Here is an 18,348-nt window from a genome sequence, read left to right as displayed (position 1 = left end):
TGAGTGTCTTATGCTCTAGCGGCGAAGTGGACACGCCTCAAAGAATAAGGATTGCTTGAAGCAGTCAAACTTCTTTGGAAGCCCCCACTTCAAATTTTCGCTAGAAAATTAAGTGGGGGTAGTTCACTGACAGTTATTGTACAGGCGAAATCATTTTTCACTTGCGTATCATGAGCGTCTTCCTGCATCAAGTGCATTTTATGGTGAAAAGCCGGGAAAAAGAACCATTTCGTGGTCAAGGATGGCTCTTCTGATTGAAAAAAAGTATATGCTGTGTCTCCTTCGGCCACAATTCCCCCTTCACCGGTACTCTCCCTCCGTATTGACATTGCGCCATACGGTTTCATCCGCGGCAAGCTGTTGGGCGTCAACATAGCGGACGCGGGCGCCGTCAATAAGCGAGATCATCCGCCGTTCGCCGGCGTCAAGCAGCTCGGCGATCACGGAACGAAGCCGACGATGGTATAGAGCGACCAATGGCTCTGGGCGGCCGCCATGGAGTGGAACGATGGCGTCAAACGTCGGATCGATATAGGAAGCAAGCCGCTCCGCCACTTCCCGCCGCATGTACGGCATGTCGCACGGCAGGACGAACACCCAGTCGGCTCGGCTCTGTTCCATGACGGTGTAAAGGCCGGCAAGCGGCCCACAGCCGCGGCAGCGCTCCACATCGAGCAGCACCGGGATGTCCGTTTGCCGGCGGAATTCATCGATAAGCGACGGGTGGCTGACGATGTACAATTCATCGGCGACGGATCGCAGCGCCGCGACGGACCAAGTGAAAAACGGAGCTCCTTCGTGCAACGCAAACGCCTTCGGCCGCCCAAACCGGCGCGACTGGCCGCCGGCGAGCACCGCTCCGGCAATCGTTTGTTTCATCATGCTTCCCCTTTCCGGACATCCATCGTTTGTTTTTACCGTACCATACCAACCGGCGAAAAAAAAAGATTTCCGCCTGCAGACGGAAATCCCAATGGAGCGGATGATTTATTTTTTGCCGATGGCCACCCGCCATACGTCCGGCCCTTCCTCTAAGTACTCCCATGTAAACTGATCCGGACGCTCCATCATGAATTGGTATTGCAGCGGACGCGGGTCATGGTCATTCGTCAGCTCCATCACTTCCCCCGGCTTCAGGCTGTCAAACAGCCGGAAAATCGCCGGATGGCGGTCGCGCGGCGGATAGTCCGGGGCGTGGATTTTGGCGGCAAATTGGTTCATAACATTGGCCTCCTTTGTAGTATAATGAATTATATACTTTATCATAACCGCTTGAACCTTGGGGGGTAGTGACGAGCGTCACAGCCCGAAGGTGAACATGTTCAATCCCCATGAAAGGAGAAATGGCGGTTGGAAGAGCTTGTTGGCTTTTGCGCGCAATGCGGCAAGCCGATCCATTGTCTGCATGGGTTTTTAAACGGCGTCGTCAGCCGAGAAACAGAGACGTTGTACTGCTTTCCATGCTATGACAAGCAAAAGGAAACCGAACACACCACGCCGGACAAATGCCACAAGTGATTGAAAACGTTCACAAATGAAAGGGGGGCTGACCCAAAAATCCACTAACAAGTGGACTTTTGGAGCCAGCTCTTTCTTTTTTAAATCGTACATTGATCATGAACGATTCCGATTAAATCCCTTGTTTCTCCTTATTATTAAAGAAAGGAAGTTCGATTTTCTTAAAAACAATGTCGCTGCCGGGATTAACATGACCGTACGGGCTAAAACGCACTCCTTTTCCTGGACGGATACAAAGCGACAATGACACAAAACGTTATTTTCAAATTTCTACGAATCATTTATAATATGAATGGGGAACGATTGTCCTCATTTGTTCTGCGCTACAATCCCATCCCTTTCCTCAACCACTTACTCTACACGCTCGTTTCCCCAGTCCTCAAAAGAAAGGAGCGATTCATCATCACTCGCTTTTCCAGGGCTGCTATATATCTTATTAGAAGGGAGGATTTTCCTTGGAAGAGATATTGAAACAAATTTTGGACAAGCTCCAAATTATCGAACATGAAGTAAGCGACGTCAAAACAAACATGGCAACGAAACAGGAGCTCGAAGAAGTGAAGCAAAACTTCACAACAGAGCTTGAGGATATTAAAGCCAACATGGCAACGAAACAAGAACTTGAAGAAGTGAAGCATAGTTTCACAAAAGAGATTGAAGACATCAAAGCCAACATGGCTACCAAGCAAGAACTTGAAGACATCAAAGCCAACATGGCTACCAAGCAAGAACTTGAAGACATCAAAGCCAACATGGCTACCAAGCAAGAACTTGAAGACATCAAAGCCAACATGGCTACCAAACAGGAGCTTGAGGACGTAAAGAACAACCTAATGAAAGAATTAGATCATGTCAAAGCCAATATGGTCACGAAGCAAGAGTTTGTTTTCGTCCAACAAGCAGTGCTTGAAACAAATGAAATCGTTAAGAAAATAGAACAAAACATGGAAAAGCACGAACGGATTTTAGATCTTCTTTCTAGGCGTTCGATTGAACAAGAAGCGGCAATTTCCAGCATTCGTCTTATTAAGGCACCATAAGCAAGGAGAGAGCATCCCTCCCTACCTTTCTTAGGTGTGGCCGCCTTTTATAGTAAGGAAGAAACGTCTCCATCGGAATGCGCTTGGCGATTTCGTAAACTACATGAGCCATATGATCCAATGGAATGATATCGCTTGGCAACGTGAGGTGATCCACGGTACACTCTTCAAAAATATGATGATGTGTCATAAAAGAATCGCTCCTTTTTCGGTGATAGTGGTTTATGGTGACTCTATTCTGCCAGAAAACGAACGATTCTCTTCTATATTTCGTGTAAAAACGGGCTAATCCCAAAACGCATTCGCGTTTTGGGTCAGCCCGTTTTGGTTATTCTTCCTCCGCCAAATTCGCCACCGGCAGCTCTTCCCCTTCGCCGTGAGTTGGTTTGCGCAAATGGAACATCGCTTTGATGGCAAAGACAAGCAAGGCGGCGACGCCGATCAAAAAGATCGTATCCGGAACAAAGCGGACAAGCAGCAAGTTTTGTACGACGTCTTGTTGCAAGAACGAAGGCGAACGGGACGCCCAATAGCCGTGTTCAAACGCTTCTTTGATTTGCAGCACCCCAACCGGGAGAAGCGTGATGAGAACCATGCCAGCCAGGCCGATGTTCAGCATCCAGCAAGAGAATTTCAGCCATTTGTCGTTCCATGCTTCCGGTTTGACGATGTTGCGCAGCGAATAAAGGAGCACGGCGATCGCAAACATGCCATACACGCCCATCATCGCCGCATGGCCGTGGGTCGGCGTTAAAAACTGCCCGTGTTCAAAGTAGCTGACCGCCGGCAAGTTGATGAGGAAACCGAACACGCCAGCGCCGACCAAATTCCAAATGGCGGTTGAAATCAAGAACCAGAATGTGGCCTTGTACGGGAAGTTGACCCCGCCGTCGCGCATCATTTTGTACTGCTCATACGCTTCCAAAATAAGGAGCGTGAGCGGAATCACTTCGAGCGCCGAGAACACCGCGCCAAGGGCGATCCAAATTTCCGGTGAACCGTTGTAGTAATAGTGGTGGCCGATGCCGATGACACCGCTGCCTAGTAAAATCGTAAATTGAAAATAGAGAGCCCGGACCGTCGATTTTTTCGTTACGAGCCGCAATTGAACGAGCAAGAACCCGATGACAACAACGGCGAACACTTCAAAAATGCCTTCCACCCACAAGTGGATGATCCACCAGCGCCAGAAGTCAGCCATCGTAAAGTTCGTATCCGGCTCGATAAAGAACGCGAAGATGTAAAAGAACGGAACGGCGATGGCCGAATAAAACAGCAAGTGGATGAGCCCGCCTTTGTCGCTTTCTTGCTTCAGCCCGCGTTTGACGCCGCGGAAGACGATGACCAGCCAAAGCAGCATGCCCACGACTAAAATGATTTGCCAAACGCGGCCTAGCTCAATGTATTCCCAACCTTGGTGGCCAAACAGGAACCATTCGTTTCCTAAATAGCCGTTGACGCCGAGCCATTGGCCGATCATGCTGCCGGCGACAAGGACGACAAGCGCCCAAAAGAGCAGATCGACGAGCAGCCCTTGCTTTTTCGGCTCTTGCCCGCCGACAAGCGGGGCGATGAAAATCCCCATACCAAGCCAAGCGGTGGCAATCCAAAAAATCGCCAGCTGCAAATGATACCCTTTGGCGATGTTAAACGGCAATAGGTCATGGATCCATTTGATGCCAAAGAAGCTGTCCGGTTCCGTATAGTAGTGGGCGAGCAGCGCCCCGAACATCGTTTGGACGAAAAAGAGCGCCGATACAACGACGAAATATTTGCCCGCTTTCACTTGCGACGGAGTCAGCGGCTGCCGCCGCAAATCGATGACTGGAAACTTCCCTTCTGCATACGCTTCTTGCATGCTTAACTGATAGCGGTGGAACACATACAAAATGATCCCGATGAACAAAATCAAAATCGTGACGCTCGCGCCGCTCCACCATACCGCGGAAAACGACATCGTATTGCCGGCGTCCTCATAGTACGGCCAGTTGTTCGTATAGGTGATGTGGTCGCCAAGTCTTGGCGTGCTTGACAGCCAAGCGGTCCAGAAGAAAAAGTCGGCAATTTGCTTGATTTGGTCGCCGTCCGCGACCCAAGCACGGCCTGATTTTGGCATGTCGCTTTCTTTGATCAATCCTTTTTTCAATCCCCAACCATCGCCATTGGTGAACACGTCGCGGTAATAGTCGCGCACTTTTTCCAACCCGTATACTTGCGCATCTGTCAGGACGAGAACATCCGTAACCGGGTTGTAGCGATTTTTTCGCATTTCCTTGATGACTTGTTCGCGGATGATCGTTTTCTCATCGGCGGTTAAATCGGCAAACGGTTTGTGATACCGCTCTTTTGCTTTGTAATCTTGCATGCCTTCCGTATAAATTTTCAACGCTTCCGCCGTATAGTCCGGCCCCATATACGACCCATGCCCAAGCACGGTTCCGTAATCCATCAGCCCGTATTTTTGGAAGACGGCCTGCCCGCCGATGATCGTTTCTTTCGTCATCAACACTTGGCCGTCTTCACTGCGCACTTCCTTCGGCCTCGGCGCCATTTCTTTAAAAATCCAATATCCGCCGACAAGCAGGACGGTAAAGCTGATCACAATAGTGAAAATGAGAATCGATTTGAGAAAACTGTTGGTCGTTTGCCGCCCCGGCCGCATGTTGGGGCGAACGGATCGATGAACTTCCATATGAGCCAACCTCCTTCTCGTTTGTTCGCCCCCATTGTAGCGCGCTGATCGTTCGGCGGTTTGTGAGCCGGGGCAAATGTCCGTTATGATTTATATCACAGCTTTATGGCGTGAGAATGTATACAATGAAGGCAGAAAAGGCCAAACGGCGCGGATGTTCAAAAAGAGAAAAGCATTGATGCTCTGTTGACAGCCGCCACACTTTTGTCACATTTCCAAAGGAGAGAACGCCATGGCGAACCATTGGATGAAAGACCGCTTAAAAGCTGTTCCGTTGTTTCGTGAACTGTCCGATTACGAGCTTGATTCGCTGGTTGCCATTTCCCACGTGCGCGTTTACAAGCCGCGGACGTTTGTCTTTATGCAAGGCGACCCGCTCGAGCGAGTCTATTTCATTCATTCCGGCACGGTAAAAATTTATAAAACGGACTTCAGCGGGAAAGAACAAATCGTTTCGATTTTGCAGACGGGAGAAATGTTTCCGCATGCCGGCTTTTTCTTAAAAGGCACCTATCCGGCCCACGCCGAAGTGGTCGAGGAAGCGACATTGATCGCGATCCCGATCCACGATTTCGAACAAGTGCTGATGGCGAGCCCTGAACTTTGCATAAAACTGTTTCGCGTCATGGGCGAAAAAATCGTTGATTTGCAAAACCGGCTCGAAGCGCAAGTGCTCCACAATACGTACGAACAAATCGTGTTGCTTTTGTTGCGGCTGACGCGCACGAACGCCGTCAAACAAGGGAAGTGGCACCGTCTCACCGCCCATGTGACAAACCGCGAGCTGGCCAACATGATCGGCACCGCCCGGGAAACGGTGAGCCGCACGTTGAGCCAACTGAAACGGAAAGGGCTGATTGACGTCGACGAACACGGCTTTTATTTGATTGACCGCGAAGGGCTCGAACAAGAAATCTTTTTCTAACTCCTTTTCCCCATCGTCCGGCACCGGTCAGGATGCGCAATGGAGCTGATGGGGTTTCCTTTCAAACATTTCGACAAGCCCATCTTTCTGGAACATGCTATTCCGCCCTTTCAAACGAAAACGAAACCTTTTTTCCAAAGTGGAATATGTCATGTTTCGGCCGAAAGATGTGAGCTATATCACAACATTCCACAGTGAAAATGATTATCATGATAGTCAAAAAGGAGGGAAAGCGCATGGGTGTGACGATTGAACTCGATGTACGCGAAGATTTGCGGCAGAAACGTGAGCCGTTTGAAAAAATTATGAACGCCATCAAGCCGCTGCAGCCGGGCGATACGTTCATTTTACACGCCCCGTTCAAGCCGTTGCCGTTGTTTCCAATTATGAAAGCAAAAGGATTTGCGTACGAAGTGGAACAAATCGAAAAAAAACATTGGAAAGTAACGTTTGTGAAGCAGGGGGGATGACCGATGATCCTCGATAACCGCGGACTCGAGCCGCCGCAGCCGATGATGCGGACGCTCGCTGCCCTCGCTAAGCTGAATCCTGGGGAGACGCTGACGATCATTAACGATCGCCGCCCGATGTTTTTGTACGAGCAGCTTGACGAGCTTGGCTACCGGCACGAGACGGTCGCACGTGAAGACGGCAGTTTTGAAATCCGCATTACGAAAGGATGAGCAACGTGTTTCCTACTCGCACGGGGACGGAAACAGACGTCCGTCTTCCGTTCTCGTTTATCATGTTCGCCGTGTTGGCGTTCGCCGCGTCGCAGCTTATGTTGCTTGGAGCGATTCCCTCACTTAGCAGCGGCGCGTTCCGGCTGCCGTTCGTGTGGGCGGCGGCCCACCTGGCGTTGCTTGGCTTTGCATTGATGACGGCCATGGGGGCGATGTACCAGCTCGTTCCGGTCGCCTTTTTGACGCCGATTTGGAGCGAGCGGCTCGGTTTTTGGCAGTTTGCGATCACCGCTCTCGGCATCGTCGCCTTTGCCGCCAGTTTAGCGTTTACGCCAAACCAGGCGTTTCTCCCTGGCTTGCTTCTGCTGTTCGGCATCGTGCTGTTTGTCTGGCAAATGGCGATGACATTAAAACAACAAAAAAACAAAACGATCATGACGCTGTTTGTCGCGACTTCCTTGTTGTTTTTGCTGCTGACGGGCGCCGCCGGAGGGCTGCTTGCCTTTCACTTTTTCGCCGCCACAGGCGCCAACAGTCATGAAACGGTGTTCGGCTTGCATGTGCTGTTCGGGCTGTGCGGCTGGTTCACACTGCTCATCATAGGCTTTTCGTACAAAATGGCGCCGATGTTCTCGCTCGCCCACGGCTTTTCGCTGCGGCCGGCGCGTTACGTCTATGCGCTGTACATCAGCGGGATTGCTGTGGCGTTCGCCAGCTTATTCTTGCGAAGCCACGCATGGCTTGCAGCCGGTGCAGCCTTGCTCATGAGCGGATTCGTTGTTTTCGCCTGGCATATCCGCGCCATTTTGCAAAAGCGGATGAAAAAAACGCTTGACCGCCCGTTCCGCTTTTCGCTTTCGGCCATCGTCATCGGCCTTGTGCTGCACGTTGCCGCCTTTGTCGCCATCGTCGTCGGCAGCGGACGGCTGCTTGGCATCATTGTTTATCTATTCATTGTCGGCTGGATTCTCTTCAGCATCGTCGGCTATTTGTTCAAAATCGTGCCGTTTTTATGGTGGACGCATCGCTACAGCGAAAAAGTCGGCCAACAAAACGTGCCGACGTTAAAACAAATGATGAATGAGCGAGCCGTCACCGTCCAATGCCGCCTATGGCTCATCGCCCTCGCGCTGGCGGCCGTTGCGCTTGCTGTCGCGAGCGTGCCGCTGTTCGCCATCACTCAAGTGCTGTTGGCTGGATTAAGCGTTGCCTTTGCCGGAACGATTTTAACGGTCTTCCGAAAATAAGCGAATGAGGAGGAAAAGAACGATGGATGTCCGCGAACTTGCCATTCAACAGCTGAAAACGGTCCTTGATCCGGAGCTCGGCATTAACGTCGTCGATTTAGGGTTGATTTATGACTTAAAAATCGAAGATGGGCATATCAATGTCCTGATGACGCTCACGACCCCCGGCTGCCCGCTTCACGACTCGATCGCCGGCGGCGTCAAACGGGCGCTTGAGCACATTGACGGCATCCGTGACGTGCGCGTCCAAGTGACATGGAACCCGCCATGGACGCCGGAGCGAATGAGCGAAGAAGCGCTCCGGCAGCTTGGGCATTTTTCTTGAAACACTCCACTTTTTCCATCCCCTTTTCGCCGTTCGCCCGTGTTGGGCGGGCGGTTGTTTCATTGTTCTGCAACTGCTGAACACTCCCCGCCCTTTATTTTTGTATCATAATAGAAAAAACGAGAGCCATCGCTTGGCTATTTAAAGGAAAAACGAATCGAGGCCGCGAATCATATACCAAGAGGTGAGAGCGATGTTTGCCAAAATCGACGAGCTGAAACAACGGTTGGATGCGTTGCGCCCTTTGCCTCCAGGGTTGGTGAAAAACTTGCGGGAATCATTTCGGATCGAATGGACGTACCATTCGAACGCCATCGAAGGCAATACGTTAACCTTGCTGGAAACAAAGCTAGTCATAGAAGAAGGGATTACCATTGGCGGGAAACGGCTTAAGGAACATTTGGAAGCTATTAACCATGCGGAGGCGATTGACTTTATTGAAGAGTTAGTCGCAAACAAAGAACATTTGACTGAGCACGTGTTGAAACAGGTCCATTATTTAGTATTAAAGAGCATTGACAATGAAAATGCCGGGAAATATCGAACATACAATGTGCGCATTTCCGGCAGCTCGTACACCCCCCCTCACTTTTTGCATATACAAGATGAAATGAATCAATTGTTTTCTTGGTATGAAACGAATCAACATGCTCTTCATCCAATCGAACTGGCGGCTCGTTTCCATTTTCAGCTCGTATACATTCATCCATTTGCTGACGGAAACGGACGAACCGCCCGCTTAATGATGAATTTCATTTTAATGCAGCATGGCTATCCGCCCGCTATTGTGAAAGCAAACCCGGAACAGCGCCGGAAGTATTACGAAGCGTTGGAAAAAGCGAGCGTCAAAGGTGAGGTCACTCCGTTCATTCAACTGATCGCCGCATGTGTCGAAGAAAGCTTGCGCCATTACTTGTACGCTTTAGGGATGGAGGATTAACAACAGAGCGCAAACAAAACGACACGGAACAACGGGCATTTCCGTGTCGTTTGTTTTTCTCCTCCATGAGACCCGCCTCCGGTTGGCGTTTGATCGGCTATTCAAGCAACACGTTCCACAACCATGCCATCAAAGGAACGATGACAAAAAAGGCGAAGGCGATGTATCCGACATATCGAATCCACCGGGGAAATCCTCGCCAATCGAGGGCTTCCCGCTTCATCGCCCCTCCCGCGGCGATCCGATCCAACTCTTCGGCCGGCGAAAACACCCGGTCATCCATCCGTTGAATCTCTTCTGTCCGTTGCGTTTCATGCCTCTCTTCTTTTCGAGATCCCTTCATGACGCCCCTCTTCCCCACGATTTTCATGAACAGACCAAAACGATGGTTCCATCCAACAGCCGCTATCCCCAAACATTCAACCTAATCAGCTGTGATGTTTTCCTCTTCATTATACCGTCTCTCATCGTCAGAAAGCACCCATATTTTCCACGCATTTCATGAGAGAGGACAAATGCACTTCTTCTAAGTTGGACGATGTATCTCGCTGCCCGCAGCCCCGTCTCATTCCTTCACCCGCAATAGGCGCATGCTGTTGAGTGTCACTAGCAGCGTCGCGCCCATATCGGCGAACACCGCGAGCCAAAGGGTGAGCCAGCCCGGGACGGCGGCCACGAGTGCCAGCACTTTAAGCCCTAAGGCGACGGCGATGTTTTGCCGGATGACGGCAAGCGTTCGGCGCCCAAGGTGGACGGTGTACGGCAGCTGGCGCAAATCGTCGGCCATGAGCACAACATCGGCTGTTTCCAAGGCGGCATCCGTTCCCGCCCCGCCCATCGCCACACCAATATCGGCCGCGGCCAAGGCAGGGGCGTCATTCACCCCGTCGCCGACCATGGCGGTCATGCCGCAACGTTCTTTCAGCTCGCGGATCGCCGCCAGCTTCTGTTCCGGAAGGAGCTCGGCGCGAATATCGGATACGCCCGCTTGACGGCCGATGGCCTGTGCGGTTTGCTCGTGGTCGCCCGTCACCATCACCACTTCCGCCACCCCAAGGCGCCGCAGCGCGGCAACCGTTTCCGGGGCGGACGGCCGCAGTTGATCGGCCGCGGCGACAAGCCCCAACAGCCGATCGGCCGTGCCGACGGCCATCACGGTTTTTCCTTCGTCCCGAAAGGCAGAGATTTGCTTTTCCGCTTCATCGGGCAACTTCCCGATCCAACTGGTAAACAAAGCGGGGCTGCCGATATAGTACGTGTTCCCCGCAATCACCGCCTTCACTCCTTGGCCGGTGAGCGATTGAAACTCCTCGACGGCCACATCAAGAAACGGTGCTCCCTCTTCTTCCGCTTTGCGGACGATGGCAGAAGCCAAAGGGTGCTGCGACCGTTTTTCGATGGCGGCGGCGATGGCCAACAGCTGCTCACGTGTTCCTTCATACACGACGACATCGGTCACGGCTGGTTTCCCTTTCGTCAACGTCCCGGTTTTATCAAAGGCAACGGCACGCAGCCGGCCGATTTGTTCGAGATGCACGCCGCCTTTGATGAGCACGCCGCGCCGAGCCGCGTTTCCGATGGCCGTCACAATCGCCACCGGGGTGGAGATGACGAGCGCGCACGGGCAGCCGATGACAAGAACGGCAAGACCGCGGTAAATCCAATCAAGCCACTCCCCGCCCATCACGAGCGGCGGAACGATGGCGATCAGAAGCGCGGTCACGATAATAAACGGCGTATAATAGCGAGCAAACCGGTCGACGAACGCTTGCGACGGCGCCCGCTCCGCTTGCGCCTCTTCTACAAGATCAATCATTTTCGCCAATGTCGTTTCATCCGCCCGCTTTGTCACTTCAACTTCGAGGAATCCTTCTCCATTCAGCGTCCCGGCAAACACTGCATCCCCCACTGCTTTTTCCACCGGCAGACTTTCGCCGGTGATCGCCGCTTCATTCACTGTGGAGGCGCCGCTTATGACAATGCCGTCCAAAGCGATTTTTCCACCCGGCTTGACGATCATGACATCCCCGACGCGAACGTCTTCGACCGGAACGGTCACCTCCTCCGCACCGCGCCGAATCGTCGCTGCAGCGGGCGCCATCTCCATCAACGAGGCGATCGACCGCCGTGCTCGATCCATCGAGTAGCTCTCGAGCGCTTCGCTGATGGCAAATAAAATGACAACGACTGCTCCCTCTTGCCATTCGCCGATCGCCGCCGCACCGAGAATAGCGATCGTCATTAATGTTTTCATATCAAACTGCCAGCGGGCCAGATTCCGGAGCCCCGTCCAGAACAGGGAGTAGCCGCCGATCACGATCGCCGCCAAATACATCGCAATCGCCAGCATCCCCTTGTACGCCGCATCGGCCGCAATGCCAATCAGAAGCAATACAGCAGAGACAAGGACGTTCCTGTTCTCTTTCTTCTTCCAAAACGGCTCCCGCCTGGCCGGGCGTTCGCGTTCTTCACAAATGGTCAACTGTTCAAACGCCCCCGCTTGCTCAAGTTCATCAATCGTCGCCTCGCCCCAAACGGTGAGCTTGGCGGCTCCGAAATTCACTTTCGCCTCTTTCACGCCGGGCAAGGATTTCACGTTTTGCTCAAACTTAGCTGCGCAGTTTGTGCACGTCAGTCCTTGCACGTGGTATGTTTTTGCCTCGAGCCGATCCAATGTTTGTTCATTCCCCACGGCCGTCCCCCTCTTTCCGATGGGCGAGCGCGACAAGCAGCAGCTCGCGGATATGGTCATCATCCAGTGAGTAAAAGGCAAGTTTTCCCTCTTTCCGGTATTTCACGATTCCTTGTTTGTACAAGATGCGCAAATGATGCGATGTCGTCGCCACCGTCGCACCAATGACGTTCGCTAGGTCACAGACGCACAACTCCTCTTCACCGCAAAGCGCATACACGATCTTCGCCCGATTTTCGTCGGCAAGCGCCTTGAAAAACGGCACGATCGCGGCAATGTTTTCATCACGAAGCCGCCGCTGAACCCGCTCGACCTTCTCTTCGTCATAACAGTAAACGTCGCACACATCATGACGGTGCATTCCTTCTCGCTCCTTGTCAATATTCAAATATTCGTTTGAATATAGAATAGCATATCTCCCCCTTATATTCAAATATTCATTTGAATAAAAAATGTGTTCAAACGAAAAATCCGCCTTTTTTGTTTTTAAAAGGCGGATTCCCTCTTGTGAAGCACGCTTTAGCTGACCACAAACATGTTCGTTTCCTCATTGCCGATTTTGCTTACACATGCTCGCGAAACCAGCGCACCGTCTCCAAAAACGCTTCACGCGTCACTTTATGGCCGGCGTGCGGGTCAGCGATGAATTGCAGCCGGTCTTCGTTTCCTTCATAAAGTGGTTTAATTTGCTTGTAAAACTCATATGTATAAGCATACGGGACGACTTGGTCGGCTTTCCCGTGCCAGATGAACAGCGGCCGGCCGTCGAGTTTTTCCGGCTGCTTGGATAAATCGTAGCGGGCGAGCTTTTCTTTTTCGAGCGCAAGCAGCGTCGGCGGCAGCGGAATGTCGATTTGGCGCCGCTTTCCTTCTTCAATCATCTCATCAAAAAAGGCGCTGTAGTTCGGGCAGCCCATGAGCGCCACCGCCGCCCTCACCCACGGATAGACGGCGAGCGCGCCGAACGTGACGATTCCGCCCATCGATGTCCCAGCGAGCCCAATCCGTTCTCGGTCAGCCAGCCCGCGGCTTACAAGGTCGTTTTTCATCTCCTCGATTTCGGTGATCGTGCGCACAACAATGTCCCAAAACGACAGCTGCAATTTCCGTTCGCTCAAGCCTTCGTCCCGTTCACCGTGAAACAGCGCGTCGGGAAGCACAGCGCGGTAGCCCGCCTCGGCGAGCAAGTAGCCGAAATGCAAATTATGTTCTTTGGCGCTCGTAAAGCCGTGGATAAAGAAAATCAGCGGCAGCCGTTCGTCCCGCTTTTCCGGCTTGACAACGTGAAGAACCGGCACGCCGGCCAACTGTTCCTGTTCAATGATCACCATGGTTGCACAAACCCCTTTTCTTTTTCCATCGCTGTATAGTTTACCATATGGACAGCGATTTTGGAAAAGAGTTACACTATGTAGTGTAAAGAATAACGAGGGCAAAGGAGTCGGACATGAAGCCGTATTTAATCGCGTTGGATTTGGATGGAACGTTGCTCAAAGAGGATAAAACGATTTCTCCATTTACCAAAGACGTCATCCGCCGCGCCATCGACGCCGGCCATTTTGTTGTCATCGCCACCGGCCGCCCGTACCGGGCAAGCTCCATGTACTACGAAGAACTTGGCCTTGCAACGCCGATCGTCAATTTCAACGGCGCGTTTGTCCACCATCCGCGCCAGCCGTCGTGGGGCATGCACCATTACCCGCTGCCGCTTGCGATCGTCAAAGACATTGTTGAAATCAGCGAATCCTATGGAATCAAGAATATGATGGCCGAAGTGTTAGACGATGTCTATTTCCACCAACATGACGAGGTGTTGCTTGACATCGTCCGCCTTGGCAACCCGACCGTGGAAATCGGTGATTTGCGCCGCTCGCTCGGCAAAGATCCGACGAGCGTGCTCGTGTACACGGACGATGATCATATCGAGCGGATTCAATCACACTTAGCGAATGTATACGCCAACGTCATCCACCAACGGCGCTGGAGCGAACCGTGGCATGTCATTGAAATCATCCGCCATGGCGTCCATAAGGCTGCAGGCTTAAAACAAGTCGCCGACTATTTTGGCATCCCAAGGGAGCGCGTCATTGCTTTTGGCGATGAAGACAACGACCTCGAGATGATCGACTGGGCCGGTCTCGGTGTTGCGATGGGCAACGCCATCGAACCGTTGAAAACCATTGCCGACGATGTGGCAAAAACCAATGAAGAAGACGGCGTCGGTGTATATTTGCAGGATTTGCTTCGTTTGTAGTTTCCATCGCGGCGGCTTCCGAGCCGCCTTTTTTGGCGCCGTCGATTAAGATGGATGAAAAAGCGCGTTTCTCCAAAATGTTCATGAACAGAAAAAAGAACTGTTTCGATGCTGCTCCGTTGGCGAACGCTTTGCTGGAGCGTTTTCCGCGTTCCATCACCAGCCTTATCTGCTTCCTACAATCTAAACGCTGGCTGATGCTTCTCTTTTCGCCTTGCTCCAACCGCCTCGCCGCTTTGTAGAGCGACTTGTGTTGTAACGAATTTCCTTACTACTGTTCCCCCCGTGCGGTTACACTATACGTGACGCAACGCGCGTCTTCATATTTTAAAGGGGGAATCCGTCATGGGCAAACGAAACAAATCGAAGCGTTTCGTCCAACAAAGCGTCGATGCGGTTGAACGGCATGACAAGCGAATCCCTTATCATTTAACGTACGCCGAGGCGGAAGCGCGCAAAGCGGAAAAAGCGATGGAAACGTCGCTTGGAGGAGCGTAGCGATGGGCAACCGCCTGTTCCAAGAGGCGCGCAAAGCGGTCGCGCAGGCCAAACAAGCGGCTAACGGCGAAATCGACATGAACGTCGACCGCGCCATTGCCATCGCCAAAAACGCCTTGTCATCTGCCTATGCGCATTCCAACACGGCGGAAAAAGCGCAGTTGCGTCAATTTCAAGCCGAGCTTGATGAGCTCACCCACTAAACGGCTGCGGTTTCCCGCAGCTGTTTCTTTCGCCCGCTCGAGATTTTCCATTGTATTCCGTCCGAAAAACCGCTACACTAAGAGAAGATAATGAATCGCTGTTCACCGGCCAAAATCGTCCGTTCATTCGATGCGGCTATACTATATTCATTTTTGTTCACAAAAAGGGGGACGAACCATGCCCATTCAAATCATCACCGACAGCGGAGCCGATTTGCCGCAGTCGTACATCCGCGAGCATCAAATCGCCTTTTTGCCGCTTGTCGTTCATTGGAACGGCCAAGATTACGAAGACGGCATCACGATCGAGCCGAAGCAAGTATATGACGCCATGCGCCAAGGGCATACGGTGAAAACGGCACAGCCAAGCCCACTGGCGATGAAGGAGCTGTTTTTGCCGTATGCCAAAGAAAACCGGCCATGCCTTTACATTGCCTTTTCATCGAAATTATCCGGTACATACCAAACGGCGATGGCCGTCCGCAGCGAGCTGCTTGATGAATATCCGGAATTTCGCCTGACGATCATCGACTCGAAATGTGCCTCTCTTGGCCAAGGGCTCGCCGTCATGAAGGCAGTCGAGCTGGCGAAACAAAACACACCGTACAACTTGCTTTGTGAAACGATCGAGGCGTATTGCCGCCATATGGAACACATTTTCACCGTTGACAACTTGGATTACTTGGCGCGCGGCGGCCGCATCAGTAAAGCCGCCGCGGCGTTCGGCGGGCTGCTGAACATTAAACCGCTTCTCCATGTCGAAGACGGGGCGCTTATTCCGCTCGAAAAATGGCGCGGGCGAAAAAAAGTGTTAAAGCGCATGGTCGAGTTGATGGGCGAGCGCGGCGACGATCTGCAAAAGCAAACGATCGGCATCAGCCATGCCGATGACGAAGAAACCGCCTTGGAGCTGAAACAAATGATCGAAGAAACGCACGGCTGCACGCGCTTTTTCCTCTCCGACATCGGCAGCGCCATCGGCGCACACGCCGGACCGGGGACGATTGCCCTCTTTTTTCTGAACAAATATATTGAGATCTGACGCCTTTCCCGCCGGACAAAACACGGGCGCCTGCACAACACAGGCGCCTGTCCTCATCACCGAAGTTGATCAAGAAGGTTGTAGTAGTAGTACGTTTTGGACCGCATCCGGCCATCCGAGAAAATGAGTTGCTGTTCCTCAAACCGATTCAAATAGCGCCGAACCGTCGCTTCCGGCAAACCGGTCAACTCCGCCATCATGTTCGCGGTAAAAATCGGGTGCTGGAACATGACATTGACAACGGTTCGAATATTATGGCTGTTCACAAGCGCACTTGCCTTTTCCAAATCCTCTTCATACAAATCGTTTACTTTTTGAATCAATCGAACATTTTGTTTCGCTTGTAAATGGACGCATTGCAAGAAAAACTGAATCCATTGCGTCCAGTCGCCTTTGTAGCGGGTATCATTCAAATAGCGGTAATACTTGTGCTTATCCCGTTCAAGCACATCGCTGACAAAAAAGTTCGGGTAATCGATGACACCCTTACTATACAAATAGAGCGGAATCAAAATTCTTCCAATCCGACCGTTTCCGTCCAGAAACGGATGAATCGTTTCGAACTGCGCATGAATTATGGCTACTCTCACTAATTCATCATAATCATCGTTCGGTTCATGAATGTATTTCTCTAAATTTGACATATACTCATTGACAAGATGCGGCTCCGGAGGAATGTAAGCGGCTGTTTCAATCGTGCATCCTTCCGGACCGAGGAAATTTTGCACCCTTCGGAATTCCCCTGGCGACCGATGGGATCCGCGTACATCGTTTGACAACAAAATTCGATGCAACTGCTTAAACAACCGAGTCGAAATCGGGATCTCTTTCAGCGCATCCATCCCTGCCACTAATGCTTCATAATAGTTTAATGCTTCTCGCACATCGCTGTTCGCTTTTCTGCTTTGTGCTTCAGTCTCCATCACTTCATCCAATGTCACTTGTGTCCCTTCAATTTTCGTCGACTGCACCGCCTCCTTCAGCATGATCGGCCTGAGCAGAAATCGCGGATGCAGCTTTGAATGCCGCAGCATCGTTTGATACTCAACCATCGCCTTATTCGCTTCGATCAATTCGCGAAGAAAACGCATTTGATTCACGACATCTTCGCTAAGAGGAAGCTTGAAGGGGACAAACGGTTTTCGTTTCATTTTTCATTCCCCTTTACGAACATTTTAGATAAAAAATGATCGTTAAACACCTATATCTACCCTATTACAAACATTTATCTCTATTTTTGTACTTAATTATACTCTGAAGCGAACCATTTGTTAAGAAAAATTCTCAATTTATCTTTCCACAAACTACCTTCCCCTATTTCCATATAGTTCATTTCCATTTACCGCATACTAATGATGGACGATCGAAACAAAAGGAGGGGGCTGCCGATGCCAAACACAAGCGACAATGACAAAAAAGCGCGCGACAACCAAGCGAAGCGCCATGAGAAAAACATGATGCGCGAGAAAAACCGCGAAGCCGGGAAGTTCGCGTATTCGAAGAAGACGGATCATTTGTGAGCAAAATGACAAAAAAGGCGGCCGAAACACCGCCTTTTTCACATTGTTCCCCCTGCATCAAGTCCCGCTTTCAGCATGGTGCTACATGCCGGCCTCTTCCGGATAAAGGACGAAACTAACCTTCTTGCCCCTTTGATCATTGTTGTCTTTCCTCCCACCTTTTTCTATAATGAAAGTACATCACACGCCCGGGAGGTCACGTATGTCGAAAGAAAGTTCGTTTGATATCGTATCCAAAGTCGATTTGTCGGAAGTGGCGAACGCCATTAACATCGCCATGAAAGAAATCAAAACGCGCTACGACTTCAAAGGAAGCAAAAGCGACATTTCGCTCGAGAAAGACGAGCTCGTTCTCATCTCCGACGACGAGTTTAAGCTTGAGCAGCTGAAAGATGTGCTCATCGGCAAGCTCATTAAACGCGGGGTGGCGACGAAAAACATCCAATACGGCAAAATCGAGCCGGCCGCAGGCGGCACAGTGCGCCAGCGCGCCAAGCTTGTCCAAGGGATCGACAAAGAAAACGCGAAAAAAATCACCACGATCATCAAGAACACCGGCTTGAAAGTGAAAAGCCAAGTGCAAGATGACCAAATTCGCGTCAGCGGCAAAAGCAAAGACGACTTGCAAAAGGTGATCGCCGCCATTCGCGAAGCGGATTTGCCGATTGAGGTGCAGTTTGTGAATTATCGATAAGCGGATGAGGCAAGCCTCCATCCGCTTTTTGTTTTACAAGCAGAACGATAGAAAATTTGAAGGAGAAGCCAGCTG

The 18,348-nt window shown here is 51.4% G+C and carries 22 protein-coding genes; 14 read left to right on the top strand and 8 right to left on the bottom strand.

The window, feature by feature from the left end:
- Nucleotides 1-300: 300 nt before the first annotated feature.
- Together ACVBDQ_RS10185 and ACVBDQ_RS10180 are read right to left on the bottom strand one after the other, a co-directional pair.
- On the bottom strand, nucleotides 301-882 hold the full coding sequence (locus ACVBDQ_RS10185) for a molybdenum cofactor guanylyltransferase (protein WP_033007367.1): 582 nt from the start codon (nucleotides 880-882) through the stop codon (nucleotides 301-303).
- Nucleotides 883-987: 105 nt separating this feature from the next.
- Nucleotides 988-1,221 carry a DUF2249 domain-containing protein gene (locus tag ACVBDQ_RS10180; RefSeq protein ID WP_013523134.1) on the bottom strand — a complete coding sequence of 78 codons (234 nt, stop codon included), beginning with the start codon at nucleotides 1,219-1,221 and terminating at the stop codon, nucleotides 988-990.
- A gap of 129 nt (nucleotides 1,222-1,350) precedes the next feature.
- Between ACVBDQ_RS10180 and ACVBDQ_RS10175 the strand changes: the two genes are divergently transcribed.
- Nucleotides 1,351-1,518, top strand: coding sequence for a hypothetical protein (locus ACVBDQ_RS10175; protein ID WP_021322324.1), 168 nt, complete (start codon nucleotides 1,351-1,353; stop codon nucleotides 1,516-1,518).
- A gap of 455 nt (nucleotides 1,519-1,973) precedes the next feature.
- Complete coding sequence (locus ACVBDQ_RS10170; RefSeq protein ID WP_119877595.1) at nucleotides 1,974-2,558, top strand: hypothetical protein; 585 nt, start codon at nucleotides 1,974-1,976, stop codon at nucleotides 2,556-2,558.
- A gap of 328 nt (nucleotides 2,559-2,886) precedes the next feature.
- Here ACVBDQ_RS10170 and ACVBDQ_RS10165 read toward each other — a convergent pair whose 3' ends face one another.
- Complete coding sequence (locus ACVBDQ_RS10165) at nucleotides 2,887-5,250, bottom strand: nitric-oxide reductase large subunit (RefSeq protein WP_031212676.1); 2,364 nt, start codon at nucleotides 5,248-5,250, stop codon at nucleotides 2,887-2,889.
- 232 nt (nucleotides 5,251-5,482) lie between these two features.
- Between ACVBDQ_RS10165 and ACVBDQ_RS10160 the strand changes: the two genes are divergently transcribed.
- From ACVBDQ_RS10160 to ACVBDQ_RS10135, 6 genes are all read left to right on the top strand, one after another.
- Nucleotides 5,483-6,175, top strand: a complete 693-nt coding sequence (locus ACVBDQ_RS10160) for a Crp/Fnr family transcriptional regulator (RefSeq protein ID WP_011230259.1) — start codon at nucleotides 5,483-5,485, stop codon at nucleotides 6,173-6,175.
- Between the two features lie 236 nt (nucleotides 6,176-6,411).
- Entirely contained in the window at nucleotides 6,412-6,645 is a 234-nt protein-coding gene (locus ACVBDQ_RS10155) for a DUF2249 domain-containing protein (RefSeq protein WP_021322551.1), read from the top strand.
- Between the two features lie 3 nt (nucleotides 6,646-6,648).
- Nucleotides 6,649-6,858 carry a DUF2249 domain-containing protein gene (locus ACVBDQ_RS10150; protein WP_013146125.1) on the top strand — a complete coding sequence of 70 codons (210 nt, stop codon included), beginning with the start codon at nucleotides 6,649-6,651 and terminating at the stop codon, nucleotides 6,856-6,858.
- Nucleotides 6,855-8,105 carry a membrane protein gene (locus ACVBDQ_RS10145; protein ID WP_020279206.1) on the top strand — a complete coding sequence of 417 codons (1,251 nt, stop codon included), beginning with the start codon at nucleotides 6,855-6,857 and terminating at the stop codon, nucleotides 8,103-8,105. Before ACVBDQ_RS10150 ends, ACVBDQ_RS10145 begins: the two co-directional genes overlap by 4 nt.
- Nucleotides 8,106-8,127: 22 nt before the next feature.
- A complete protein-coding gene (locus ACVBDQ_RS10140; RefSeq protein ID WP_011230255.1) occupies nucleotides 8,128-8,430 on the top strand; it encodes a metal-sulfur cluster assembly factor in 303 nt (100 codons plus the stop codon).
- 193 nt (nucleotides 8,431-8,623) lie between these two features.
- Entirely contained in the window at nucleotides 8,624-9,370 is a 747-nt protein-coding gene (locus tag ACVBDQ_RS10135) for a Fic family protein (protein ID WP_011230254.1), read from the top strand.
- A 97-nt stretch (nucleotides 9,371-9,467) separates the two neighbouring features.
- Here the strand turns inward: ACVBDQ_RS10135 and ACVBDQ_RS10130 are convergent, their stop codons facing one another.
- From ACVBDQ_RS10130 to ACVBDQ_RS10115, 4 genes are all read right to left on the bottom strand, one after another.
- Nucleotides 9,468-9,713, bottom strand: a complete 246-nt coding sequence (locus ACVBDQ_RS10130; RefSeq protein ID WP_011230253.1) for a hypothetical protein — start codon at nucleotides 9,711-9,713, stop codon at nucleotides 9,468-9,470.
- 222 nt (nucleotides 9,714-9,935) lie between these two features.
- Nucleotides 9,936-12,062 carry a heavy metal translocating P-type ATPase gene (locus ACVBDQ_RS10125; protein ID WP_021322548.1) on the bottom strand — a complete coding sequence of 709 codons (2,127 nt, stop codon included), beginning with the start codon at nucleotides 12,060-12,062 and terminating at the stop codon, nucleotides 9,936-9,938.
- Nucleotides 12,052-12,423 (bottom strand): ArsR/SmtB family transcription factor, encoded by a 372-nt coding sequence (locus ACVBDQ_RS10120; protein WP_011230251.1) that lies wholly within the window; start codon nucleotides 12,421-12,423, stop codon nucleotides 12,052-12,054. Before ACVBDQ_RS10120 ends, ACVBDQ_RS10125 begins: the two co-directional genes overlap by 11 nt.
- Before the next feature lie 202 nt (nucleotides 12,424-12,625).
- Nucleotides 12,626-13,393: an alpha/beta fold hydrolase gene (locus tag ACVBDQ_RS10115; protein ID WP_011230250.1), complete on the bottom strand. Its 768-nt coding sequence runs from the start codon at nucleotides 13,391-13,393 to the stop codon at nucleotides 12,626-12,628.
- Nucleotides 13,394-13,509: 116 nt separating this feature from the next.
- On the opposite strand from ACVBDQ_RS10115, the gene ACVBDQ_RS10110 reads away from it, so the two are divergent.
- From ACVBDQ_RS10110 to ACVBDQ_RS10095, 4 genes are all read left to right on the top strand, one after another.
- The gene (locus tag ACVBDQ_RS10110) at nucleotides 13,510-14,316 is read left to right on the top strand and encodes a Cof-type HAD-IIB family hydrolase (RefSeq protein ID WP_021322547.1); all 807 of its coding nucleotides are present in this window, start codon (nucleotides 13,510-13,512) and stop codon (nucleotides 14,314-14,316) included.
- A gap of 345 nt (nucleotides 14,317-14,661) precedes the next feature.
- Nucleotides 14,662-14,814 carry a hypothetical protein gene (locus tag ACVBDQ_RS10105; RefSeq protein WP_011230248.1) on the top strand — a complete coding sequence of 51 codons (153 nt, stop codon included), beginning with the start codon at nucleotides 14,662-14,664 and terminating at the stop codon, nucleotides 14,812-14,814.
- A gap of 2 nt (nucleotides 14,815-14,816) precedes the next feature.
- Nucleotides 14,817-15,017, top strand: a complete 201-nt coding sequence (locus tag ACVBDQ_RS10100) for a DUF3813 domain-containing protein (protein ID WP_014195081.1) — start codon at nucleotides 14,817-14,819, stop codon at nucleotides 15,015-15,017.
- A gap of 178 nt (nucleotides 15,018-15,195) precedes the next feature.
- Nucleotides 15,196-16,059 (top strand): DegV family protein, encoded by an 864-nt coding sequence (locus tag ACVBDQ_RS10095; protein WP_020279201.1) that lies wholly within the window; start codon nucleotides 15,196-15,198, stop codon nucleotides 16,057-16,059.
- Nucleotides 16,060-16,115: 56 nt separating this feature from the next.
- Here ACVBDQ_RS10095 and ACVBDQ_RS10090 read toward each other — a convergent pair whose 3' ends face one another.
- Nucleotides 16,116-17,210, bottom strand: a complete 1,095-nt coding sequence (locus tag ACVBDQ_RS10090) for a Fic family protein (RefSeq protein ID WP_011230246.1) — start codon at nucleotides 17,208-17,210, stop codon at nucleotides 16,116-16,118.
- Between the two features lie 237 nt (nucleotides 17,211-17,447).
- On the opposite strand from ACVBDQ_RS10090, the gene ACVBDQ_RS10085 reads away from it, so the two are divergent.
- Entirely contained in the window at nucleotides 17,448-17,579 is a 132-nt protein-coding gene (locus ACVBDQ_RS10085; protein WP_008879040.1) for a DUF3941 domain-containing protein, read from the top strand.
- 202 nt (nucleotides 17,580-17,781) lie between these two features.
- Nucleotides 17,782-18,273 (top strand): YajQ family cyclic di-GMP-binding protein, encoded by a 492-nt coding sequence (locus ACVBDQ_RS10080; protein ID WP_011230245.1) that lies wholly within the window; start codon nucleotides 17,782-17,784, stop codon nucleotides 18,271-18,273.
- Nucleotides 18,274-18,348 lie beyond the last annotated feature (75 nt).

Source organism: Geobacillus sp. CCR (assembly GCF_052906625.1).
The sequence above is the reverse complement of the archived record's forward strand: the minus strand, read 5'-3'. Positions and strand labels throughout refer to the sequence as shown.